This window comes from Raoultella sp. T31 (genome assembly GCF_002806725.1).
In the GTDB taxonomy this organism is placed as follows: domain Bacteria; phylum Pseudomonadota; class Gammaproteobacteria; order Enterobacterales; family Enterobacteriaceae; genus Klebsiella; species Klebsiella electrica.
This window is the reverse complement of sequence record NZ_PIBO01000024.1, coordinates 1-23,600: the sequence shown is the minus strand read 5'-3', so window position 1 is coordinate 23,600 and position 23,600 is coordinate 1. Positions and strand designations below refer to the sequence as shown.

The following is a 23,600-nucleotide window of genomic DNA, read 5'->3' as shown; positions in this document are numbered from 1 at the left end:
ACCGCCTGCCCGGGTGACACAGAGGAGCTTCAACCATGTCTGGCATCTCGGGCGACCCACGCCTCTATAGTTACTCCGCTGTTTTGATGGGTTCCCCCATCCTGCTCAAACTGTTCTCCCACGATGAAGCCCTGGCTTCCCGCACCTTTCAACTGATTAAACGCTACGAAGACCTGTTCACCGTCAACCGCGCGCACTCGGAGGTGATGGGGATTAATCATGCCGCCGGCCGCCACCCGGTCAGCGTCAGCCGCCCGGTTTATCAGCTGATCAAATGCGCGAAAGCGGCCAGTATGGTGCAGGAGAGCGCCTTTAATCTGGCGATCGGCCCGCTGGTGAAGCTATGGCGCATCGGTTTTCACGGCCACAGCGTGCCGGACGCGGCAGATATCGCCGCGCGCTTAGCGCTGACCCGTCCGCAGGATGTGATCCTGGATGACGCCGCCAGCAGCGTTTTTCTCGCCCAGCCGGGTATGGAGATCGATCTTGGGGCGATAGCCAAAGGCTACATTGCCGACCGGGTCCGCGATGACCTGCAGCGCCAGGGCGTGGACGCGGCGCTGATCAATCTCGGTGGCAACGTGCATACCTTGGGGGGGTGGTCGATTGGTCTGAAAAAACCGTTCGCGGCCGATAATGCGCTGGTGGGAAGTCTCGACGTCGTCGGCCAGTCGGTAGTGACGTCCGGCATTTACGAGCGCTATTTTGAGCAGGACGGCCGACGCTGGCACCATATTCTCGACCCGCGCAGCGGCTATCCGCTGGATAACGAACTGGAGAGCGTGACGATAATTTCCGACGACTCGCTCGACGGCGATATCTGGACCACCTTGATCTTCGGTCTGGGGGTAGAAAAAGGCTGTGCGGCGCTGCGTCGTCGCGAAGACATTGAGGCGATTTTCGTCACCAAAAATCGCGACATTATCCTCTCATCGCAGCGCCGCTTTCGTTTCCACCTGCTCGACGCCAGCTACCGGCTTACTGACTGTACTGCTTAAGCAGGCTGTACTGCTCGGCGACCAGCCGGTAGCGATAGACCGGGCGGCCGGTGGCGCCGTAGTGAATGCTGGTGTAGAGGATATTAATCTGTGCCAGCCAGATCAGATATTTCCGGCAGGAGACGCGGGAAATATTGACCGCCACCGCCAGTTCATCGGTGGAAAACTCGGTACCCGGATGGGCGTCAATCCACTGGCACAGCGTGCGCAGCGTCTGGGCGGTTAAGCCTTTCGGCAGCTTGCGCGCGTCGCTGGCTTCCGGCGCGTTGCCGTGGAGCAGGCGGTCAACATCGGCCTGCTCATAATAGGGCTGTCCGGTCATCAGTTTGCGTTTTTCGCGCCAGGCGGTCAGCGCCTCTTCGAAGCGCGGGAACTGGAATGGTTTGATCAGATAATCGACGACGCCGTAGTGCATCGAGGTCTGCACGGTGGCGGCATCGGCGGCGGAGGTAATCATTATCACGTCGACAGGGCGGCCGGAGGCGCGAATGGTCGGCAGCAGATCCAGTCCGCTGTCATGCTGCATGTAGACATCCAGCAGCACCAGATCGATCTCCTGTCCGCTATCGTTAATCATCTCCTGGGCCTTGCTCAGCGTAGACGCCGTGCCACAGCAGCGGAAGCCGGGAATTCGCGCCACATACAGGCGATTCAGTTCGGCGACCATGGCATCATCGTCAACAATTAATACATTTATCACGCACGTTTCCTTTTACTATCCCAGGGAAGATGAACAAAAAATTGGGTAAAGACGCCAGGCTCAGACTCGACGGCCAGCGTGCCGCCCAGTTCACGGAGTTGCTGGCTGGCGAGAAACAGACCAACGCCGCGATTCTCGCCCTTGGTCGAGAAGCCTTTATTAAAGATGGCCTCAATATTCGCCGCTGGAATACCCGGCCCGTCATCGCTGACTTCGCCGCTCAGCCAGCCGTTTTGATAGTGCAGCAGCAGGCCGACTTCCCCCTCGCGTTGGCCGCTCATGGCATCCAGCGCATTCTCAATCAAATTACCCAGCACGGTGACCAGCACGGTGACCTGCTTTTCATTGGGGCAGTCGGGCACCAGGCTCTCTTCGGCTAAGTTCAGCGTGAAACCGCGCTCTTTGGCGCGCTGGATTTTACCAATCAGAAAGCCCGCGACCACCGGTGATTTGATGCGGTGCTGAATTTCGCCAATGTCCGCCTGATAAGTATGGGCGGTTTGCAGCACATACTCCTCCAGCTTGTCATAACTTTTCATGTTTAACAGGCCGAGGATCACATGCAATTTGTTCATAAATTCATGCGAGGTGGTGCGCAGCGCATCGACATAATTCACCATGCCGTCCAGCCGCTGCAACAGCTGGCTGACTTCGGTTTTATCACGGAAGGTACTGATGGCGCCGACGATGGCGTTCTGGCTGCGTACCGGCACGGTGTTGCTGATCAGCAGGAAGCCGTTGCAGCCGAGCTCGCGGTCGTAAATCGGCTCGCCGGTCTGCAAAACCTCCTGCAGATCCGCCAGCAGCGGGGTATGGGCAATCTCTTTACCGGGGCCGCTAAGCAGGATCTCGCTGGCGGCCGGGTTGATCAGCGTGACGCGACCCTCGACATCTACCGCGACAACCCCTTCTTTTAACGAATGAAGCATCGCCTGCCGCTGTTGAAACTGCGTCGAGATCTCCTGCGGCTCCAGTCCCAGCAGCACGCGCTTGAGGCCGCGCACCAGGCTCCAGGTACCGATTCCGCAGACCAGGGCGCTAAACAGCACGGTTAGCAGCACATCCCAGCGACCTTTGGCGATCTGCTCGTCCACTTTACTCAGCGAAATCCCGACCACCACCACGCCGATTTGCTGCTGCCTGTCGTTGAATACCGGGGTAAAGACGCGCAGCGCCGGGGCCAGCACCCCGTGATTGACGGCGACATTCTCTTTGCCATTAAAGGCGGGCTGAATATCCTCGCCGATAAACTGTTTACCAATAAGCCGGGGGTTGGGATGCGAATAGCGCACGCCGCGCATGTCGGTCACCACGGCATACAGCAGATCGTTACGCCGGGTGATGGTCAGCGCCAGCGGCTGGATGATTCCGCTCTGCGGCGGCAGCGTCAGGGCCTGCTTCACTTCCGGCATATCGGCGAATGTGCGTGCCACCGCCAGCGCCGTATCCTTGACTCCGTCGCGGGTGGTGTCGCTTATCTGTATAAACCACAGCGCGTAGACCAGCAGCAGTACCGAACCAATCACGCTGCTAATCATAAGCGTCACCGCGGTACTCAGCTTCATACTCATCAGACGTTTGCGCGCGGGCGGAATTGACTCCGCGATATCCTTCATACCATCCCCTGAACTGTTCGGCGAGGGGCTATTATCGCTGAAGGTAACCATTTCTTAAAGCTATGTAAAAAAGCAAAAATGGCGCTGAAAGAACCGGGAAGCGTGACCTCACTCGCAGGACCTCGCAATAAATATCCTTATAGTGAATATGGAGTTATTTAAAAGGAGGTTTTTATGAGCAGTAAGCCAACCGCATCAATGATGGAACGACGCCACCCTGAAACCCGTCACATCGACACGCTCGCCACCCTCGATATGCTGACTCTGCTGCATAAAGACGATCGGCAGATTGCCGACGCCGTCGGAGCCTGTTTACCGGAGATAGCGCGTCTCGTCGATAATGCCGCCGCCGCCCTGAGTCGGGGGGGACGGCTGGTGATTGTCGGCGCCGGAGCATCCGGCCGCGCGGCGCTACAGACGGTCAGCGAGTATGCGCCGGAAGAGAAGCAGGCGCTGGTTGGGCTCATTGCCGGCGGCCCGGCAGCCGCGCTGCAGGAGATGGAAACCGCCGCGAACGATTACGACCTCGGCGTGCTTGAGCTGCAGTCTGTCCGTTTTAGCAGCAACGATATGCTGCTGGCGCTGACGGTGAGTGGGCAAACGCCGTGGGTGTGGGGCGCGATGCGTCACGCCTGGTCGCTCGGCGCGCCAATTGCGGTATTAACCCAGCAGGCGGGGAGTGAAGCCGCCCAACTGGCGGATATCATCATTGCGCCGCAAACCGGGCCAGAAGCGGTGGCGGGGTACGGTAACCCGAAAGCGCAAATGGCGCAGCGGCAGATCCTCACGATGCTGACCACCGGGCTGGCGATTCGCAGCGGCAAAGTTTACAGTAACCTGCGGGTCGATCTGCAGGCTACCAGCCCGCGCTGGACGGAACGCCAGATTGCTATCGTTATGACAGCCACCGACTGCTCGCGCAGCGAGGCCAAAGCCGCGCTGGCCAACTGCAATCAGCACGTGCGAACGGCAATCCTGATGCTGATGGCCGGACTCGATGCCTGGCAGGCGCGGGATCGACTGGCGGAAAATAACGATCGGTTGCGCCTTGCGCTGCAGGAGACAGCGCCCTCGTCGCTGAGTCGCGTAAATTGAGGGCTGCGGCGCGCAATAGCGCGCCGTTATGCCGCGACCCCGGCGTGGTGATAAATAACTAAATTAACCGGCGGGAATGATTTAACCCCTTTAATTCTCGCCATTATTTGCTGGCTTTTATATTCTCGCCCGAGATTTTACTTTTTTAAGTTAAAAAAGTGTTTGTTATAAATTGATTAACTGTGCGGAAGATGTAAATGATATTTTAAAATATAATAGAAATGCGTTAACATATGTGCACTTATTTCATTGTGCTATGCGATAATTCTATTATGCCTGCAATAAAAAAACCTCTCTTATCTGTGACCGCGCTGGCGATGTTTGTCAGCACCGCGTCATATGCAAATACTGATACCGCTCAAAAAACCGATTTCCTGCTGATCGGCGGCGGAATTATGAGCGCCTCCCTGGGGACCTGGCTGCATGAATTACAGCCGGACTGGAAACAGGTGATGGTCGAGAAACTGGATGGCGTTGCGCTGGAATCCTCTAACGGCTGGAACAACGCCGGGACCGGTCACTCAGCGAACATGGAGCTGAACTATACGCCGGAGCGTCCGGATGGTTCCATCGATGTCAGCAAAGCGCTGGATATTAACGAGCAATTTATGATCTCCCGTCAGTTCTGGACGGCGCAGGTTAAACGCGGCATTTTGCACGATCCGCACGCCTTTATTAATTCCACACCGCATATGAGTTTCGTCTGGGGTGATAATGTCGAGTATCTGCAAAAGCGTTATACGGCATTGCAGCAAACCACACTCTTCCAGGGGATGAAATTCTCTACCGATCACGCGCAAATTAAACAATGGGCGCCGCTGGTCATGGAAGGGCGCGACCCACAACAAAAAGTGGCGGCGACCTGGACTCCGGTCGGTACCGATGTCAACTACGGTGAAATTACCCGTCAGCTGATCGGCAGTCTGAAGAAAAATAATAATTTCTCGCTGCAAACCTCTTCTGAAGTGACCGATTTTAAACGTAATGCCGATAATTCCTGGCACGTGACGATCAAAAACGTCAATAGCGGCCAGGAGCAGGCGATCGACGCGAAATATGTCTTTATCGGTGCCGGTGGCGGCGCGCTGAAATTACTGCAAAAAACCGGTATTCCGGAAGCCGATAATTATGCTGGCTTCCCGGTTGGCGGCTCCTTCCTGATGACCGAAAATCCGGACGTGACGAAGCAACATCTGGAAAAAGTGTACGGTCAGGCCTCCGTTGGCGCACCGCCGATGTCGGTTCCGCACCTGGATGCCCGTTTCATTGATGGTAAGCGCGTGGTGCTGTTCGGACCGTTTGCGACCTTTTCGACCAAATTCCTCAAAAATGGTTCATTTATGGACCTGCTGAGCACCACCACCACTGATAACGTGCTGCCGATGACCCATGTCGGTCTCGACAACTTCGATCTGGTGAAATACCTGGTCAGTCAGGTGATGTTGAACGATGATGACCGTTTTGCGGCGCTGAAAGAGTACTATCCGGACGCGCGTAAAGAAGACTGGAAACTGATCCAGGCCGGTCAGCGCGTGCAGATTATCAAGAAAGATGCCGACAAAGGCGGAGTCCTGAAGCTCGGTACCGAAGTCGTGGTCGATCAACAGAAAACCATCTCTGCGCTGCTCGGGGCATCGCCGGGCGCATCGACCGCGGCACCGATCACCCTTAACGTCCTTAAGCAGATGTTCCCGGAGCAGTTTGCCTCTGCGCAGTGGCAGAGCCGCATTCACGCTATCGTACCGAGCTACGGGCAGAAGCTGAACGATAATCCGGCCCTGACGCAACAGGTATGGGATGACACCGCCGCGACGCTGCAACTGGTGAAACCGCCGGCCATCGACATGAGCAAGACTCAGCCTGCGGTGACCACCGCGAAGCCGGCCGAGGCAAAACCTGCGGAGTCGGCACAGCACGATATGGCGCTGTAATCTGACTTCACGCTCGCCAGAAAGCATGCCAGTTGGTTCATCGCCGACTGGCATTTTTTTTGGCGGATGCCGACTGCCTGCGCATACTTCCTGGCTCACTGCTTGTCCCGTCGCTGAACGTGCGCCCCGTTAAAACTTTCGCCGCGGTTTGTGGTTATACTGGCTTGAATTGACAAGAAAAAGACGCAAATATGGGGCGCAGGTAATGAAAGACGACATTAATCAGGAGATAACCTTTCGCAAACTGTCGATATTTATGATGTTCATGGCTAAGGGGAATATCGCCAGAACCGCCGAAGCCATGGGGCTGAGCGGAGTGAGCGTTCATCGGGCGCTGCATACCCTGGAAGAAGGGGTGGGCTGCTCGCTGTTTGTGCATAAGGGGCGAAATTTACTGCCGCTGGCGGCGGCCTGGACGCTGCTGGAGTACTGCCAGGATGTGACCAGTTTAATGACCCGTGGGCTGGAAGCAACGCGCAAGGTGGCCGGCGTTGGTCAGGGGCGTCTGCGCATCGGCACGCTCTACTCGCTGACGCTGGAGACGGTGCCGCGGATAATCATGGGCATGAAGCTGCGACGACCCGAACTGGAGCTCGATCTGACCATGGGATCCAACCAGATGCTGCTGGATATGCTGGAAGACGATGCCCTTGACGCCATTCTGATTGCGACCAATGAAGGGGAGTTCAGCAACTCCGCCTTTGACGTGGTACCGCTGTTTGAAGACGATATTTTCCTCGCCGCGCCGGCGGTGGAAAAACTCGATACCGTGCTGCCTGCCGACCTGCGCGATTACGCAGACCGCAAGTTTGTCTCGCTGGCCGAAGGATTTGCCACCTATGCCGGGTTCCAGGAAGCCTTTCAGGTAGCGGCATTCGAACCCGAAATTGTGACCCGGGTGAACGATATCTTCTCAATGATTAGCCTGGTGCAGGCCGGCGTTGGTTTTGCGCTGCTGCCGGGACGGATGAAGAAAGTGTATGAAAACGATGTGCAGCTGTTAACGCTGGCGGAACCCTACCAGATGCGCCAGCTGATCTCTATCGTCTATGCCCACCATCGTGAACGTGACGCCGACCTGCTGGCGCTGGCGGCGGAAGGGCGAATGTACGCCCGTAGCCTTAACCGTTAAGCCGCCGCGCCAGATGGCGGGCGACCGCCACACCGTTGCTCTCAAGCGCCAGGCTCTCTCCCTGCCAGCCCGCCTGGCGGGTGAGGCAGGTCAGTACGCCGCCGGGCGGCATCTCTATCGCCAGCCGGGCATCGCGCTCCTGGGCGGCGACGACGGTATCCTGCCAGCGCACCGTCCGCGCCATATTCATCGCCAGATCGTCGGCGATCCGCTGCGGATCCCACAGTACCCGCGCGGTGGAGCCGCTCAGGTAAGCGCAGCGCGGGCGCTGCAACGAGACCCGGGTGAACGCCTGCGCCAGCGCCGCCGCCGGAGTGTCCAGCAGCGCGCAGTGCGACGGCACGCTGACCGCCAGCCGCTGAGCTTTGGTGGCGCCGATGGCCAGCGCCTTCTGCGCCACGCGCGCCATCGCCTCATCGGTACCGGCAATCACAATCTGCGTGTCGGCATTAAGGTTAGCGATGTAGGTTTCACCCGCGATCAGCAGCGCCGCCACCCGATCCTGCGTCAGCCCCATAATCGCGGTCAGACCGTAACCGTGCGGATAGGCCTGTTCCATTAAATCGCCGCGTAGCGCCACCAGGCGCAGTGCACTGGTGAAATCCAGCGCCCCGGCAATGACCGCGGCAGGAAAGGCGCCTATCGACAACCCGCTGACGATATCCGGCTGGACCCCCTGGCGCTGGAGTTCCCGCGCCCAGGCAACCCCGGTGATGAGCAGGCACAGCTGTACGGCCCGGGTGTGCCTGAGCGCCGCGGCGCTATCTAAGGTGACGAGTTCTTCCCCAAGTATACTGCGGGCCTCGGCGAGGATCGCCTCACGGTCGGGAATGGCGTCGAGCATACCCGGACGCTGGTTTCCCTGACCGGGAAAGGTAAAGAGAATATTCATGTTTCCTCCCTGTGCCAGGGCGTATCGGTCAGGCGCGCGCCCCGGGACGTTTTCAGCAATACGCGACCATCGCGCAGCCATTCATTCAAGGCAAAGGCGCCGAAGGGCGTTTCAATCTGGGTGTCGGCCCGACACGGCAGCTTCTCAACCTGCGCCTGCCATTGCCGGAGTTCATCATCAGTCAACGGCATGGGGGCGCGGATCAGTAAATCGAGATCGCTATCGGCGTGCAGAACGGGAATTTCGCTGGCCAGCGCATAACCGGTGCTGCCGGTAATGCCCCACAGCCACGGCCATGCAAAGGTCGTCAGTAAAATAGCCGCCTGAACCGGCGGCTGGGAGACAAACGGCGAGTGCAGCAGGCGTTCGCGGTCGGTGAGCGCTTCCGGCGTCACCACGCGCGAAACCGCCTCGGCCTTCACCCACCCGGCGGCGCGCTGCTCGCGCTTCATACCGCGCACGCCCACCGCAATATCATGGTTTTCATTGACATCGCGCCGCACCACTACCGGTAAGCCGGGGTGCCACTGGGTTGCCACCCAGGGCTCCTCAACGTTCAGTAAGGCGTCGGCGTTGTTCAGCCACAGTAAATCGTGCGGGCGCGGGGCAAAGGTCATATCAGAGTCCTGAAGTCAGGGTAATAAACAGCGGTAACGACAGGATACACAGAACAGAGCTCAACAGCAGCACGGCTTCGGCATCCGGCGACTGGACGCCAAAGCGGTTGCCGAACACCACGCCGAAGAAACCGGCAGACAGGGCAATCATCAGAATCGCGGTGATCGCCACCGAACCGTGCAGACCGAAGGCCAGTACGATACCCCAGGCGATAAACGGCTGGATCAGCAGTTTGGCAATGGTTGCGATGCCGACCATCGCATTCAGTTTCAGCTTACGGGCAGAGAGGATCACCCCGGTCAGGAACAGCGCGGCCGCGGTGGCAGACAGCCCCAGCGGTTTGATTGCCGCCAGCAGCAGGTCCGGCATGGCGATGCCGATAGCCGAAAGGATAACGCCGAGCAGTGGGCCCATGACGATAGGTTTTTTCAGCGAACGCCACATCAGCACCGGCAGCATCGCCAGGGTAGAACCGCTGTTTTCCCCGGCGGCGCGCGCTTTTTCGCGTTCGAGGATCAGCAGGCAGAACGGAGTCATCAGCACCGAGCCGCAGGCAATGGACACCGCCACGGACAGCGAAGTGGCGGAGCCTTCGCCCAGCACGCTGCCGAGAATAGGCAGACCGAGCGCGGCATAGTTCGGCAGCGCCACGGTGAGGGTCAGCACCGCCGCGTCCTGCGGTGATTTTTTAAACACCCCGGTGGCGAGAAAATAGATCGCCGCATAGGTTATCCACATGGCGCCGGTCAGCACCACAATCAGCGGGGACTGCGCGACGATACCCGCCCACGGCGTCTGCACGGTGGCGCTGAACAGCGCGGCGGGCAGGGCAAAGTCCATCACGAAGATATTCAGGAGCGACACGTTTTTGTTGTCGACCATTTTGGCTTTGCCAGCCCAGAAGCCCAGCAGCATGATGATAAAAATCGGCGCCAGAGCGTGAACAATTACATAAGTCATAGAGTAATCACCTGTAGATAAAAAAAGAGATACGCGTCGTCCTTCGGCTGCTTCTGCGTTGGCCGCCTCCCGCACCCCAGCCACTTATTCAAGTCAGCTCATGGGATTGACTCAGTGCCGCCTTGCTCCAGCGTGAATGATTCAGCGTATTGGGCTAATTGCGATGTTTTTAATTTTCTAAAAGCAGCGAGCCGCGGGCGCTATGCTGCGCCCGACGGTCGCCGCTTTCGGCAGGTCTTTTTTTACGTACTTCTGATGCAGCTCGTTACCAGCTGGCGCGCATCCGTTCGCGGACCAGGGCAGAGCTACGGCGATTTTCCGCGCCGAGGCGGCTTTGCAACGTGGGGTCTTTACGCGCATCGGCAATGGCTTTTTGCACGGTTATCTCCACCAGCGCCAGGTCAGCATCAGACGGGGCATCCGGGTTGCTGAGATTGAGCAGGTCGGAGAGCAGACCGAGGGTGGCGTAGTTGCTGACGTCGTAGGCCATGGGAGGAATAGTCGCCGCCAGTTTTTCCAGCGCTTCAACGGTGCGCAGAGTGATCCGTGCGGCGGACGCTTTACCCATCGCATGCACCAGCACGCCTTTGTCGTTGATGGCAATCAGGCGGTTGGCCTGGTAGCCGTGCGCCAGAAACGCGCCGGACATCGCCTTGCCGACGATCAGACCGATCACCGGATGGCCCGCGAGGCGCGCTTTTGCATACGCGCCCGCGGCACCGGCCAGCGCCTGGTGAATACCGAACGCCTCTTCGCGGCGGCCATAGGCCTGGCTCGGGACGTCAATCACCGCCACAATCGGGCGTTTGACATCGCTGTTAGCGTCGGCAGCGAGGGTTTCATTGACCACTTTCGCCAGCGTCCAGCCTTCCAGCAGACCCACTTCGCCTTTGGCGGCGCGCGGGTAGTGGTTGTTGGCGTCCGGCACCACGGCGATGAAGCGTACGGCCTCATTGTTCAGCTCCCCGTCGGCAACTTGTACGGACGGGCAAAGGCCGCTCATGCGCGGCGCATTCGGCGCCAGTTTTTCCAGCCATACGGCGCCACGGCTATTGGACTGCGTCATCATTTCACCTCCCGGGCAAAAAGCTGTTTGATCTGCGCGGTATCCGCCTGCTGGCGGGTATCGAAGTGGGTCAGGCGGGCCAGGTAATCCGCATAGTTATCGCTGCGGTTTTGTGCCGGGACGCCTCTGGCAATGGCCTCATTCAGCGCCGATGTCACCGCCTTGACGCCGTCGCCGACCAGCGCATCGACCAGCCCGCTGGCATAACGGATTTCGCCGCCGGTCATGCTCCAGATAAACGGGCGATCGCGAGAGTCGTACTCGTCAATACCGGCTTCCTGCTCGATGACCTGCGGGCCGTTGAGGCCCAGACGCGCCTCGCGGGTGACAATCAGGTAGCTGCACAGCGCGGCGGCGATGGACATCCCGCCGAAGCAGCCTACGGTGCCGGCGATAATGCCGACCACCGGGGTGTAGCGACGCAGGTCCACAATTGCCGCATGAATGTCGGCGATGGCCGCGAGACCGAGGTTAGCCTCCTGCAGGCGCACGCCGCCGGTTTCGAGGCACAGCACCGCCAGCGTCGGGATGCCGTTGCGGTTGTCTTCTGCCGCCAGCTCCAGCGCCGCCGCCATTTTCGCGCCGGAGACTTCGCCCATGCTGCCGCCCTGGAAAGTGCCTTCGATGGCGATTGCCACCGCGGACTGACCGTTGATGGTGCCGCGAGCGACCACCATGCCATCGTCAGACTGCGGGACGACACCCTGCGGTGCCAGCCACGGCGACATTATCCCGGCGAACGGATCGAGCAGTTCGCGGTAGCTGCCCTCATCAAGCAGCGTCCGGGCGCGTTCACGGGCGCGTAATTCAATAAAGCTGCGGTCGTTACGCATGGTTAACCTCCTCAAAAACCTGTTCGATGCGAATGCGCGCGACGCCCGGCGTCGCGCCGAAGTCGTGAATAATCAGCGTGCCTGCCGGCAGGCCGTTGGTCAGGTTCAGGCGGTCAAACAGCGCGTTCCAGCGGTGAGTGCTGTTGTCCACGGAGGTGGTGATATCAATGTTGAGCGTGTCGCCGACTGCCGCGGTGAACAGCACTTCCATATCACCGGAACCAACGACGCCTGCCAGGGCTTTACCACTCAGGGTGCGGCTGGCAGGGAATGACAATGTAATGTGTTCCATAACATCCTCTTTAAAATGAGCAAGACGCGGGCTGGCTGACCCTGTCGAGAAACAGCGTGGCGGCGAGCAAATCGGCGGCACCGCCGGGAGAGGCGTTGAGCGCGAGCATCTGTGCGTCGAGTCCGGCGAGCGCTTTGCGGCCCTGAACCGTGGCGCTGCCGCCGGCAGTCAGCACGGCACGCGCGCCGCTCTGCATCGCTATAAGGCCGGGCATCCCGGCACGGGAAAGGACGCAGGTATCGCTGAGCGAGGTCATGACCGCCATCAGCGCGTCAAGACGAGCCGCGTTTTCACCGGCGCCCTGTGCGCGGCTGCGCAACAGCTGGGGTAGCGCCAGTTTCATCACGTGCGGGAACGCCTGCTGCGCTTCCTCACGCGCGCCCGGTACCCGGTAGCGGTGCGTCGCCTTCAGCCCTTTGCTGAAGACTTTCGGAGCAGCGCTGTCCGGCAGACGGGCGAGCAGGGCGGCAGTGTCCGCAATCTGCTGCGCGCTGGCGTTGGCACTTAACATCGCGCTCGCGCTAACCAGTAACCCCAGCGCCCAAATGGCACCGCGATGGGTATTCACGCCGTCGGTGGCCGCCATCATCTGCCGTTCGCCTTCGCGTCCTAAACGACCAACGCTTTCGCGCAGGGCGATGTCGGCCGGACGCAGCCAGCTTTGCCGGGCCAGTTGCAGAAACGTCGGGGTCAGGCTGTGCGCCGAGCGTTCCATCAGATCTAACGACAGGTCGTGATGAGCGCCGTTTCCCCGGCTGTCCACCAGACCCGGCTTCGGACTTAATCGCGCTTCGTCGATCAGGCAATCGCGGGCGATCAACGCCAGCTTCTCGACTTGCGCCTCGGCATGAGTCTGTGACAGGAGTTTCATTACCAGCTCCGGAATTTGGCAGGTGGGTTGTAAAGACCCTCGGACCATTCGACCAGGTCGGCAACGCTGCCGGCGGCGAGCAGGGAGCGGGTCGCATCGCTGCGGCGAATACCGATATCTTGCGGATAGACCACTTTGCCGCTGCGACGCAGTTCGGCGACGCGACTGGCGTCGACGCCCAGCCCGATGTCGGTGATGCCAGCAACGGCGGCAACCATCGCCCGCCGCTCTTCGAGGCTTTCCGCGCGGTAGAGATAGGCAATGCCTTCTTCGGTCAGCACATGGGTGACGTCATCGCCGTAGATCATCACCGGCGCCAGCGGCATACCGGAGGATTGCGCTACTTCAACGGCATCGAGCTGTTCGACAAAGGTCGGCTTCACGCCAGCCTGGAAAGTTTCGACCATCTGCACCACCAGCTTTTTGCCGCGCTGCATCGGGTCCGGTTCGGTTATCATGTTCAGCCAGGCTGGCGTCGCATGACGACGACCGTGCGGGTCATGGCCCATGTTCGGCGCGCCGCCGAATCCGGAAAGACGACCGCGGGTGACGGTAGAGGAGTTGGCGAGACCATCAACCTGTAGGGTCGAGCCGATAAACATATCGACCGCGTACTGACCCGCCAGCTGGCAGAAGGCACGGTTAGAACGCATGGAGCCATCGGCGCCGATAAAGAACACATCCGGGCGGGCGCGGATGTACTCTTCCATTCCCAGTTCGCCGCCAAAACAGTGCACGCTTTCCACCCAGCCGCTTTCAATCGCCGGGATCAGCGTCGGATGCGGGTTCAGCGTCCAGTGTTTACAGATTTTGCCTCGCAGCCCCAGCTGTTCGCCATAGGTCGGGAGCAGCAGTTCAATGGCGGCGGTGTTAAAGCCGATCCCGTGATTGAGCGACTGTACCTGGTGTTCGGCGTAGATGCCTTTAATCGCCATCATCGCCATCAGAATATGTTCTTGCTTAATCAGGCGCGGGTCGCGGGTAAAGAGAGGTTCGATAAAGAACGGTTTGTCGGCCACCACCACGTAGTCAATCCACGAGCCGGGGATATCGACGCGCGGCAGGTCGCACTCGTCATCCACCAGTTCGTTGACCTGGGCGATAACGATCCCGTCGTGGAAGGCGGCGGCCTCGACCAGCGCCGGGGTATCTTCGGTGCTGGGACCGGTGTAAAGGTTGCCTTTGCGGTCGGCTTTATACCCGGCGATCAGCGCGACGTTCGGCGACAGGTCGACATACAGGCGAGAGTAAAGCTCGATGTAGGTGTGAATCGCGCCAATTTCCAGCAGACCATCTTCCAGCAGCTGCGAAATCCGCAGGCTTTGGGTGCCGGAGAACGAGAAGTCGAGTTTGCGGGCAATCCCTTTCTCGAAGAGATCCAGATGTTCACTGCGCCCGACGCTGGGCATTATCATATGCAGATTGTGGACTTTCGCCGGATTGACCGCCGCAAGCCCGCGGGAGAGAAAATCGGCCTGTTTCTGGTTATTGCCTTCAAGCACCACGCGGTCGCCGGGAGCAATCAGTTTTTCCAGCGTATCCACCAGACCGTCAGTGGGAATTACCTTGCCCTGCACCGGAAGGGAGGCAACGCGCCGCGCTTTCTCGCTGCGGCGTGTGTTCCAGTTCCGGGCCGGAGTTTGGCCAGCATTCATTATTAACCTCCTGATTCAGCAAATCATTTTTTGCCTGGATTTATGCTGCAGTCAGTCTGCTCCGTAAGGGGTAGCGCATCAATTAAGCTGAAGCGCAGATTGTTAGCCTTAGAGTAATAATTACCTGGGTGATTATGTGACGGGGATCGAAGATGGGGGTTGGGACGTAGGCTATGGGGAAGGCGGGGGGAATCTCCGCCAGCGTTACAACATCAGTATCCGATGATGCGCCCAGCGATTATTGCTATGTGGGCCATGAAACCTTATCGAAAGGCGCTGGCATTCGAACAGCAGCGTGGATAGTTTCTTCTCAGGGTCTGGTTCACGGCCTTAAGCATGCCCCTTATATTCTGATATTTCATGGGGAGAGCGGTTTGTGTGAGGGCGTTTCCGGAAAATTTTCCCCGTGACCCGGTACAAAAACCACCGGCCGCTGCAAAAGGGCGAAATGACTCATATCGGGCAGAATCGTCAACGTGCCGGACAGATACATGGCATGAACGGATGTGATAAATTCGTTATGCCCACTCAGAACAGCGTCGGCCGCGCCTGTGATGATAAGTCCGCCAGCCACGGAGGGGGAAGCCTAAGACGCCGGGAATACTTGCCGCTGGCGGCATTGCGCCGCCAGCGTGAACGCCAGCCTAGTGACTTAAATCGCTCAGCAGGACGGCAATACTCCGCCCGCCAGGGCTCTGCTCAAGCGCGATTTTAACAATGATCGTCAACGGGACGGAAAGCAGCATGCCAACGGGCCCCAGCAGCCATCCCCAGAAAATCAACGACAGAAAGACCACCAGCGTTGATAGCCCCAGGCCGCGCCCCATGATCCGCGGCTCAAGAATATTCCCGAAGACCAGGTTAATCACCAGGTAGCCTGCCAGCACCACCAGCGCCTCGTACAATCCGCCGAACACCAGCACCTGCAAAATGGGCGGAATGGCGGCCAGGACCGAGCCAATATTCGGAATATAGTTGAGAGCAAACGCCAGCAGCCCCCACATAAAGGCGAAGCGAACGTCCAGCAGTACCAGCATGCCCCAGACCACCATCCCGGTTACCAGACTGATGGCGGTTTTTAGCACCAGGTAGTGAGAGACGCTGTCGATCGCGCGCTGGATGGCGCCCATACCTTCCACCGGCCTGGACATCAATTGTTGCAGCTTAGCCGGCAGCTGGGGAACTTCCAGCAGCATAAAGACCACCGTCAGCAGCAAGAGGAAGATGGAGGACATGGCGTTTGACAACTGGGTAAGCAGGCTGGTCACCATCGTCATGACCGCGTTGGGATCGATGTATTTATTCAACTCGACAACGGAAACGGTAAACCCAAAGCGCTGTAGCCAGGGCGTCACGGTTTGTACCGGCTCATTGAGCGAGGCGCGGTACTGCGGCAGCGTGCGCGCCAGTTCATTCAGCGAGGTACCTAATGAGGCCAGCAACACTACCGCCAGCATGACAATCGCGCTGACTAACAACGAAATGGCCAGCACGCGCGGGACCCGACAGCGCATCATCAGCCGCACCACGGGGTTAATAACCACGGCGAGGAACAGCGCAAGGATGAACGGGACGATGATATCCGCGGCAAAGCGGATACCGGTGAGAATGATGACCAGCATGCCCAGCATGATGACAATCTTTAATCCATTAAGCGTAATGATGGGTTTAGCCATGTGTGTCCCTGAAAAAATGACCGGATTTTCCTCACAGTGTAGACCCGAATGCGCGGGTAAAATCAGCAAAAACTGCATCGGTCGGGCAGACTGACTGCCCTTGCTAAAACGTCTACGATGGTGAAAACAATTCGGTGGCGAAAATAAAATACTGAAGCGCCATCATAATGGCGATTGGCATCAGTAAAAGCTAATCAAAATCAAATGACAGACGTAAAGAAGTGCAAAGACTTTGAGTATAATGTAGCATTATGGTACAAATTTACCGTGTATAACTACCGAGGACAATACTCATCCGCAATGACGAGAAGCAATACCGCGGATAATTGTAATTTTATGGACAATCAGTTCAGGATGTATATTTCGACTCACCCTGCAGTTTCCTTCCCTGGCTGCCGCTTTGTCGGCGAGCAACACTGGCGCTCCGCGCTTTAGTCCTTTCTCTCTGCCTGAGCTGGCGCACTGCGCACGGCTAAACAATCTCAGAATTTTTCCGGTTTACCTTCGCTGTAAGCCGTAGTGGATTATATTCTCTAGCAGGAGAAGGATTATGTTTTATTGGATGTTATTAGCTTTTGCAATCGTTGCTGAAATTATCGGCACCCTTTCTATGAAGTGGGCCAGCGTCAGCGGTGGGCACACAGGCTTTATTTTAATGCTGGTGATGATTGCGCTTTCCTATATATTTTTGGCTTTTGCCGTTAAAAAAATCGCCCTCGGTGTGGCCTATGCCCTGTGGGAGGGGATTGGTATTTTGCTGATCACTTTATTCAGCGTCCTGCTGTTTGATGAAGCGCTTTCGCTGGTCAAAATGGCTGGCCTGGCGACGCTGGTGGTCGGGATTGTGTTAATTAAATCCGGTAGCCAAAAAAAGGCGAAGCAGCCAACGGAGGCGCCCCATGCAACAGTTTGAGTGGGTTCACGGCGCCTGGCTGGCGCTGGCTATTGTGCTGGAAATTAGCGCTAACGTCTTTTTGAAATTCTCAGACGGTTTTCGTCGTAAAGTCTACGGCATATTATCGCTGCTGGCGGTGCTGGGGGCCTTCAGCGCGCTGTCCCAGGCGGTGAAGGGGATTGACCTGTCGGTGGCCTATGCGCTGTGGGGCGGCTTCGGTATTGTCGCCACTCTTGCGGCGGGATGGATTTTATTCGGCCAACGCTTAAACCATAAAGGCTGGATTGGCGTGATATTGCTGGTGACCGGCATGGTGCTGATTAAACTGGCGTAATCTGCTGCCGCCTGTTTTCCGCAGGCGGCAAAATTTGTTCTCTGTAGTATCATTTAAAAAAAGTACTGGCGCTGCGTTTACCTTCAGCCGTGATGAGGACAAAGAATGGTTAATTTGCCTGGCTGGCGCAATCTTCCCTCGGCCAAAACGCTTTCGGTTATGATCTTCCTCGCTGGTATCGGGCTTATTGTTTCTGTTATTTCTTTAATCTATCTTTCCCAGCATCTGATTAGCATTAAAACCAATGAAATTGACCGACATCGCTCCGTTCTTTCCGTGGATGGCGCGGTGCAAACATCGGTCAACCGCGTCCTTTCGCTGGTACTGGATAACTCGATATGGGACGAGGCGGTGAAACAAACCTATGCCCCGATGCTGAATACCGGCTGGCTGTATGACTCCTGGGGCTCGGGCTTCAAAATCAACAATCTTTACGACGGCACCTTCGTGCTCGATCAGCATTATCGCGTGCTATGGGGATCGTTTCGCAGCCAGGCCTTTAATGAAACCGACACCCGCTTTTTTGGCAGCGGTTTGCAATCGCTTATCGCCCGGAACGCTGAAGCATTGCGCAGCGGCAAAGGCGCCTACGCCGGTATTACCCGTACCCGTGAAGGCATTGCTTTTATCGGGATCGGGCTGATTCGCCCGACGCTGGGGCGCTTACAGGTGCATGATGATACCCGTCGCTACCTGGTGGTGACCCGGCATATCAATGCCGGGATGCTGCAAACGCTGGGGAATACCTTTCAGATTAACGGCCTGCATGAGACGCAGGGCAGCAGCGAATATAGCATTCCGCTGCGCACCCATGCCGGAGAGATCATCGGCTATCTCAGCTGGCAGCCGCGTCTGCCCGGTGCGGAAGCGGCGCACGCGGCGTCGAACAGTATCCGGCTTATCGCCATAGTGGCCGCCAGCCTGATCCTGCTGTTTATCCTCTTCAGCTGTCTCGGGCTGTACAAACTGTCGTGTGGCGAGAAGCTGGCGCGCAATATCGCGCTGACCGACTGGCTTAGCCAGTTGCCCAACCGGCGGGCGCTGATCGGCCGACTGAATCAGCAGTGCGAAGAGCCGCAGCAGGTGACCCAGTGCGTGGTGTTTATTGACCTCGACGGGTTTTAGGATGTCAACGATAACTACGGGCATGATGTTGGCGACGCACTGATTGCTCATATTGCCCGCGCGCTACAGGAGCGGGTCCCGGGCGACGGCCTGCTGGCCAGTATGGGCGGCGATGAATTTGCCATGACCATCAGCGGAGAGCTGGCGGTGGATCAGGCATCGGCTTTTGCGTGGGCGGTACTGGAGATGCTGAAATCGCCGGTGAAGCTCAATGAGCGCAAAATTTACATCAGCGCCAGTATCGGCATTGCCAGCGGTTCTCCCGCATCCTGTTCGAGCACCGAGTTGTTTCGCCGGGCCGATATTGCGATGTATCACTCGAAAAAATCGGGGAAAGGGCGCACCTCCTGGTATGACGAAACCCTCAACGATACCCGGCAGTACCAGCTGAATATCGAAAACGGCATTCGCCAGGGGCTGGAAAACGATGAGTTTGATGTCTGGTACCAGCCGATTGTGAACGCCGATACCCTGGAGATGGAGGGCGTCGAGGCGCTGCTGCGCTGGCCGCGCCGACCGGAAGGGCCGCTGCCGCCGGATGTCTTTATCGGCATTGCGGAAAGCAGCGGTCTGATTTATGCGCTGGGGCAGTTTGCGCTCTACCGGGCCTGCTGCGATCTCCAGCCCATCGGGGAATTGATGCTGTCGGTGAATATTTCGCCCGCACAGTTTCGCGACCCGGAGTTTGAAACGCGCGTCGTTCAGGTGCTCGCCCGCTGCCATTTTCCGGCTCGCCGGTTGCAAATCGAGGTGACCGAGAGCTATGTGATGGAAAACCCCGCTCGCGCCCTTGCGGCGATTGAAAATTTGAAAGCGCTGGGGGCGGCGGTTGCGCTGGATGATTTTGGCACTGGCTATTCCAGTATCGGCTATCTGCGCAGTTTTCGTTTCGATACGCTTAAGATTGATAAATCGCTGGCCGGGCTGGTGGATGTGGATGCCCAGGCCGCTGAACTGGTTCGCGGGACCGTACGTATCGCCAGCGCGCTGGGCATGACGGTGGTGGCCGAAGGGGTCGAGAATCAGCAGCAACTGGCGCTGCTGCGACGGGCGGGATGCGATCGGTTGCAGGGTTTTTACTTCAGCGAACCGATGCCGATTAGCTCATTGTTACTGCTGCGCCAGCAGCAAGGCTGACCGTTTACTCGTTGGCCAGCGCTTCCAGCTTGTCACGAAAACCGGTCACCGAGATAGCCCGGTTATCCGCCCGCCAGCGATCTTTCGGGCCGGGAGCCGAACTCTGAACGGCAATGACCTGCCAGCCGGTATCGGTTTTTAACAGCAGCGGCGAACCGCTATCGCCGGGCAGCGTGTCGCACTGGTGCGACAGTACCGTGTTTTGCGCCCAGCCGGTCACAATACAGTCCTGATGGCTGTACAAATTATCCAGATGATCTTCCGGGTATCCGGACTGAGTGACTTTTCTCTCAGACACCTTCAGCGCGGCGGTGAGAGCGGCTTTATCGCCGCTAAACAGCGGGATCGGCGTGATGCCGCCCGGCGCGTAGCGTAAAACGATCAAGCCAAAGTCCCAGGGCGCGGCGGCCGAGGGGACAATCCAGCCATCGCCATCGGCTTTGAGCCGTTTACCCAGCGACGGATCGACGCGACCTTCAATGCCGTGAATCTCATACACCCAGCCGCCCTTGCGGGAAATAAAGCGCAGCGCAACGGGTTTATCCGGCTTACCTTTTGGCGGCGTCAGCAGACAGTGACCGGCGGTCAGCGCCAGATGCGGTGAAATGAGGGTGGCGGTACACAGATTGCCGCTGGCCGTTTCTAACTGACCAATGGCATCCCAGGGTTCCTCAGCCGGATTGTCGACCGGTTTGCGATCGTCATGACCGAAAAAAAGCGTCTTGATATCTTTCGCACTCATGCTGTCATCATCAGCGTGAGCAAACGGGGACAACAAACAAGAACACAGCAATAACAGTACGTCTTTACGCATATCACTCTCTGGGGAGAAATTATGTTTCTACATTGCATCCTTTCGCGCGCTTCACGCGGATGAAGCCGCCGGGATGATTTTGTGTATATTGACAGTAGCAGGAGATTTAAGTTTATGAAAGTTAAGAGTAATTTTAATCAAAGCCAACGGCGAACAAAATTAGCTCCAGACGGCTCTTTTTTGCGGAAGAATGAAGATAACTCAACCGGTTAGCGCGTCTCTCTCCGTGGCGTTATTTCCGCAGAAACCGCAGCGGGAAGCAACATAAATCGGGTTACGGAAAGTACCAAACCAGACGAAAATTAAGCAAGCGGGTCGCGCAAAGGGATCGGGAGTTTATTGCGCGGCCCGCGACGAAGGGCAGTAAAAACAGACATTTCTTCAGTTGAACATGCACTTCTTTACAGCATTCTCAGTTGCTTTCAATGTGAAACATTTTCTCACCGCAAATATTGTTATTCCTCGCCTCCGTTGAGCAAACAGAGATGTTATCCCGGCGATGATATCAACTAATTCTTATTTCCGGTTTCGGGAGGATGTATGTCTAAAAAAGGTATTCGCGCGTTAGTTTATGTTTCTCTCGCGTCGGTTTTTATCTGGGGCGCAGCGGGATATCTGGTCGTGCAGGCTGTTCATGTCATGTAACCCGTCGGGGCCGACGTCACTCTGGCGCCTGGCCCCGACGGCTTAGTCCGTCCGGGAACGGCGCCGGGATATGCGCAAGTAAAAATTGATACAGCAGGGCGACAGGCTGCGGATTGAGCGTGTGCTTTGGCCACACCAGATAATAGCCCTCGCCGGTTGCAACGGCTTGCGCAAACGGCAGCGCCAGCAGGCCGCTGCGAATGGCTTCCAGACTCAAAAAAAGATCGCCCACCGAGACGCCGTGCCCGCTCATGGCCGCCATGGTACCTTGTTCCAGACTATCAAAGACGATTCCCTGATTTATCCCGGTCTGCGCTGGCGCGTCGGCATGCTGTAGCCAGCGTCGCCAGTCGCGGCGATCGGTCGTTGGATGAATCAGCGGGCAGGATGATAAATCCTGGCGAGCGGCCTCGACCATCGCCGGGGCACAGACCGGAACCAGCCATTCGGCAAACAACAGCCCGTGGCAGGTCTCTTCGCCGAAATGACCATCGCCAAGCAAAATCGCGCAATCGTAAGGTTCGCGGGTGAAGTCGACGCTGTCTCTGTCCATCCACACGCTGCTCATCTCGATAACCGGCCGCGGATGCTGCTGGCGAAAGCGCTGTAACACATCCAGCAGCCAGCGCATGGTCAACGTCGACGGCGATTTCAGCCGCAGTTTGCCCGCCTGATGTCGCAAGGTCTGGCAGGCTCTGTCGATGGCGGCGAAGTTTTCCGCCAGCGCGCTGGCGAGCTGCCTTCCTGCGTCGGTGAGCGTCACTTTTGGCCCCTGACGGGTAAACAACTGGCAGTCGAACCAGGCCTCGAGCGTGCTGATATGACGGCTGACCGCCCCGGGAGTCACGTGCAGCGCCGCGGCGGCCGTGCTAAAGGAGCCAAGGCGGGCGGCGGTTTCAAAAGCGCGGAGGGCGTACAGCGGCGGCATCGACATATCGCTTAGTTTTCTATGTTGAGTAAAACTCACATTCAAACTCAGCCTTTGTCGTTTTTCAATCCTGAAATCTAAGTAGAAAATGCGCTGACCTGAAAAAAGAGAGTGAGTCAGTATCATGAACTATGCATTGATGGCGGGATACAGCATGACGGTGCTGGCGCTGATTGCGACACCGGGCCCGGTCGTGCTACTGGTGACCGGTTGCGCCGCCAGAGACGGGAGTTCATCTGCACTGCGTACGATGATAGGCAGCAATCTCGCGTCGCTGGTGCTGATGGCCGTTGCGGCAGCTATGTTGAGCGGCGCCGTGGCAATCCATCCCGATGTTCTGCTGCTGTTGGCGGCGCTGGGGTCCATCTATATTACGTGGCTTGCCCTGAGTATGTTGCGCGCACCGTATATAACGCCTGGCGCGGCGCCCGCGCGAGGCGGCGTGTTGTCGGGGTTTGCCACTGCCCTGAGTAATCCCAAGGACATTCTGTTCTTTGTCGCGTTTTTCCCGCAGTTTATCCAGATAACCAGCGATGTCGGCCTGAGCCTTGGTCTGTTGAGCATTATCTGGGTGGTTATCGATCTTGCCGTGCTGTCGTTCTATATTCTCGCTATTCGTCGCTGGCTGGCCCCGGCATATACCTCTCGCTTAACGACAATTGCCGCCTGGTTTTTGCTGACCCTTGGGCTGTATGGCGTGGGATATCATTTCTGGCTGCTGGCAATCCGTTAGCCTTGCCCGCAGGAGGGGCAGCGGCCTGATTGGGGTCCTGGTGCTCAAAACCAGCGCGTTGACGCGGTATTCACCGCGCAATCCAGGCAGTACGACAAGAGAGAACAATGTGGAAGGCGGCGGGCGACGGCAACATGGGGAGACGCCGGGCCAGAGAGTCGCTGCGGGGAGTGATAAAGCGCCGCCCTGTTCAGTAGAGGAAAAAGCGGGTAGCAATCACCGCGCAGAGAATTAACAGGATCAGGATGAGCTCAAAACGATAGCGCCGCAGCATAAGTGCCCTCCAGAAAAAAACGGCGCTGAAACAGCGCCGGTTTATGATTAACCTGACTTACCGGAAGAATTAAGCAGCCGGTTGTGCAGCAGGTTTAGCGGCGTGGTGTTTAGCTGCTTTGTGGTGTTTTTTCGCAGCCTGAGCTTTCTGCGCTACTGGTTTGGTTGCAGCTTTGTGATGTTTTTTCGCAGCCTGAGCTTTCTGCGCTACTGGTTTAGCAGCAGCTTTGTGGTGTTTTTTCGCAGCCTGGGCTTTCTGCTCAGCGGCTGGTTTAGCAGCGGCTTTGTGGTGTTTTTTCGCAGCCTGGGCTTTCTGCTCAGCGGCCGGTTTAGCAGCGGCTTTGTGGTGTTTTTTCGCAGCCTGGGCTTTCTGTTCAGCGG

Annotated in this window: 20 protein-coding genes and 3 pseudogenes; 9 read left to right on the top strand and 14 right to left on the bottom strand. The window is 57.8% G+C overall.

What is annotated here, in order from left to right:
* Window positions 1-35: 35 nt before the first annotated feature.
* Complete coding sequence (locus tag CWM52_RS16325) at window positions 36-998, top strand: FAD:protein FMN transferase (RefSeq protein WP_100685051.1); 963 nt, start codon at window positions 36-38, stop codon at window positions 996-998.
* Here the strand turns inward: CWM52_RS16325 and dcuR are convergent.
* Both dcuR and CWM52_RS16315 read right to left on the bottom strand, forming a co-directional pair.
* On the bottom strand, window positions 979-1,698 hold the full coding sequence (dcuR, locus tag CWM52_RS16320) for a two-component system response regulator DcuR (RefSeq protein ID WP_100685050.1): 720 nt from the start codon (window positions 1,696-1,698) through the stop codon (window positions 979-981). The genes CWM52_RS16325 and dcuR overlap by 20 nt on opposite strands.
* On the bottom strand, window positions 1,695-3,314 hold the full coding sequence (locus tag CWM52_RS16315; RefSeq protein WP_100685049.1) for a sensor histidine kinase: 1,620 nt from the start codon (window positions 3,312-3,314) through the stop codon (window positions 1,695-1,697). Before CWM52_RS16315 ends, dcuR begins: the two co-directional genes overlap by 4 nt.
* Window positions 3,315-3,488: 174 nt before the next feature.
* On the opposite strand from CWM52_RS16315, the gene CWM52_RS16310 reads away from it, so the two are divergent.
* The 3 genes from CWM52_RS16310 to CWM52_RS16300 all read left to right on the top strand — a co-directional run bounded on the left by CWM52_RS16310 (window position 3,489) and on the right by CWM52_RS16300 (window position 7,472).
* Window positions 3,489-4,409, top strand: a complete 921-nt coding sequence (locus tag CWM52_RS16310; RefSeq protein WP_100685048.1) for an N-acetylmuramic acid 6-phosphate etherase — start codon at window positions 3,489-3,491, stop codon at window positions 4,407-4,409.
* A 272-nt stretch (window positions 4,410-4,681) separates the two neighbouring features.
* The gene (mqo, locus tag CWM52_RS16305) at window positions 4,682-6,340 is read left to right on the top strand and encodes a malate dehydrogenase (quinone) (protein WP_100685095.1); all 1,659 of its coding nucleotides are present in this window, start codon (window positions 4,682-4,684) and stop codon (window positions 6,338-6,340) included.
* 205 nt (window positions 6,341-6,545) lie between these two features.
* Window positions 6,546-7,472, top strand: coding sequence for a LysR family transcriptional regulator (locus CWM52_RS16300; protein ID WP_100685047.1), 927 nt, complete (start codon window positions 6,546-6,548; stop codon window positions 7,470-7,472).
* On the opposite strand, the gene mdcH is transcribed toward CWM52_RS16300, so the two are convergent.
* The 9 genes from mdcH to CWM52_RS16255 all read right to left on the bottom strand — a co-directional run bounded on the left by mdcH (window position 7,462) and on the right by CWM52_RS16255 (window position 16,335).
* Window positions 7,462-8,364, bottom strand: coding sequence for a malonate decarboxylase subunit epsilon (gene mdcH, locus CWM52_RS16295; RefSeq protein ID WP_100685046.1), 903 nt, complete (start codon window positions 8,362-8,364; stop codon window positions 7,462-7,464). The two genes, CWM52_RS16300 and mdcH, sit on opposite strands and share 11 nt — an antisense overlap.
* Window positions 8,361-8,981, bottom strand: coding sequence for a malonate decarboxylase holo-ACP synthase (locus CWM52_RS16290; RefSeq protein ID WP_100685045.1), 621 nt, complete (start codon window positions 8,979-8,981; stop codon window positions 8,361-8,363). The genes mdcH and CWM52_RS16290 overlap by 4 nt, the downstream gene beginning before the upstream one ends.
* Window position 8,982: 1 nt before the next feature.
* Window positions 8,983-9,942: an AEC family transporter gene (locus tag CWM52_RS16285; protein ID WP_100685044.1), complete on the bottom strand. Its 960-nt coding sequence runs from the start codon at window positions 9,940-9,942 to the stop codon at window positions 8,983-8,985.
* Window positions 9,943-10,207: 265 nt separating this feature from the next.
* On the bottom strand, window positions 10,208-11,008 hold the full coding sequence (gene mdcE, locus CWM52_RS16280) for a biotin-independent malonate decarboxylase subunit gamma (protein ID WP_100685094.1): 801 nt from the start codon (window positions 11,006-11,008) through the stop codon (window positions 10,208-10,210).
* Window positions 11,008-11,841 (bottom strand): biotin-independent malonate decarboxylase subunit beta, encoded by an 834-nt coding sequence (locus CWM52_RS16275; RefSeq protein WP_100685043.1) that lies wholly within the window; start codon window positions 11,839-11,841, stop codon window positions 11,008-11,010. The genes mdcE and CWM52_RS16275 overlap by 1 nt, the downstream gene beginning before the upstream one ends.
* Window positions 11,834-12,133, bottom strand: coding sequence for a malonate decarboxylase acyl carrier protein (gene mdcC, locus CWM52_RS16270; RefSeq protein ID WP_100685042.1), 300 nt, complete (start codon window positions 12,131-12,133; stop codon window positions 11,834-11,836). Before mdcC ends, CWM52_RS16275 begins: the two co-directional genes overlap by 8 nt.
* Before the next feature lie 10 nt (window positions 12,134-12,143).
* Window positions 12,144-13,004: a triphosphoribosyl-dephospho-CoA synthase gene (locus CWM52_RS16265; RefSeq protein ID WP_100685041.1), complete on the bottom strand. Its 861-nt coding sequence runs from the start codon at window positions 13,002-13,004 to the stop codon at window positions 12,144-12,146.
* Window positions 13,004-14,659, bottom strand: a complete 1,656-nt coding sequence (gene mdcA, locus CWM52_RS16260) for a malonate decarboxylase subunit alpha (protein WP_100685040.1) — start codon at window positions 14,657-14,659, stop codon at window positions 13,004-13,006. Before mdcA ends, CWM52_RS16265 begins: the two co-directional genes overlap by 1 nt.
* Window positions 14,660-15,303: 644 nt before the next feature.
* On the bottom strand, window positions 15,304-16,335 hold the full coding sequence (locus CWM52_RS16255) for an AI-2E family transporter (protein ID WP_100685039.1): 1,032 nt from the start codon (window positions 16,333-16,335) through the stop codon (window positions 15,304-15,306).
* Window positions 16,336-16,885: 550 nt separating this feature from the next.
* On the opposite strand from CWM52_RS16255, the gene mdtJ reads away from it, so the two are divergent.
* The 3 genes and pseudogenes from mdtJ to CWM52_RS16235 all read left to right on the top strand — a co-directional run bounded on the left by mdtJ (window position 16,886) and on the right by CWM52_RS16235 (window position 19,826).
* Window positions 16,886-17,248: a multidrug/spermidine efflux SMR transporter subunit MdtJ gene (gene mdtJ, locus CWM52_RS16245; RefSeq protein WP_100685037.1), complete on the top strand. Its 363-nt coding sequence runs from the start codon at window positions 16,886-16,888 to the stop codon at window positions 17,246-17,248.
* A complete protein-coding gene (gene mdtI / locus CWM52_RS16240) occupies window positions 17,235-17,564 on the top strand; it encodes a multidrug/spermidine efflux SMR transporter subunit MdtI (RefSeq protein WP_100685036.1) in 330 nt (109 codons plus the stop codon). Before mdtJ ends, mdtI begins: the two co-directional genes overlap by 14 nt.
* Before the next feature lie 105 nt (window positions 17,565-17,669).
* A pseudogene (locus tag CWM52_RS16235) lies at window positions 17,670-19,826 on the top strand (putative bifunctional diguanylate cyclase/phosphodiesterase).
* A 4-nt stretch (window positions 19,827-19,830) separates the two neighbouring features.
* On the opposite strand, the gene CWM52_RS16230 reads toward CWM52_RS16235, so the two are convergent.
* A complete protein-coding gene (locus CWM52_RS16230) occupies window positions 19,831-20,640 on the bottom strand; it encodes a trypsin-like serine peptidase (protein ID WP_165785405.1) in 810 nt (269 codons plus the stop codon).
* A gap of 661 nt (window positions 20,641-21,301) precedes the next feature.
* Window positions 21,302-22,219 carry a LysR substrate-binding domain-containing protein gene (locus CWM52_RS16225; protein WP_100685034.1) on the bottom strand — a complete coding sequence of 306 codons (918 nt, stop codon included), beginning with the start codon at window positions 22,217-22,219 and terminating at the stop codon, window positions 21,302-21,304.
* 118 nt (window positions 22,220-22,337) lie between these two features.
* On the opposite strand from CWM52_RS16225, the gene CWM52_RS16220 reads away from it, so the two are divergent.
* Window positions 22,338-22,946 carry a LysE family translocator gene (locus CWM52_RS16220; protein ID WP_100685033.1) on the top strand — a complete coding sequence of 203 codons (609 nt, stop codon included), beginning with the start codon at window positions 22,338-22,340 and terminating at the stop codon, window positions 22,944-22,946.
* Window positions 22,947-23,289: 343 nt separating this feature from the next.
* Here the strand turns inward: CWM52_RS16220 and CWM52_RS27165 are convergent.
* Window positions 23,290-23,436, bottom strand: a pseudogene (locus CWM52_RS27165) (acid-shock protein); the annotation flags it as partial.
* On the opposite strand from CWM52_RS27165, the pseudogene CWM52_RS26860 reads away from it, so the two are divergent.
* Window positions 23,398-23,600: pseudogene (locus CWM52_RS26860) on the top strand (hypothetical protein); the annotation flags it as partial. The pseudogenes CWM52_RS27165 and CWM52_RS26860 sit on opposite strands and share 39 nt — an antisense overlap.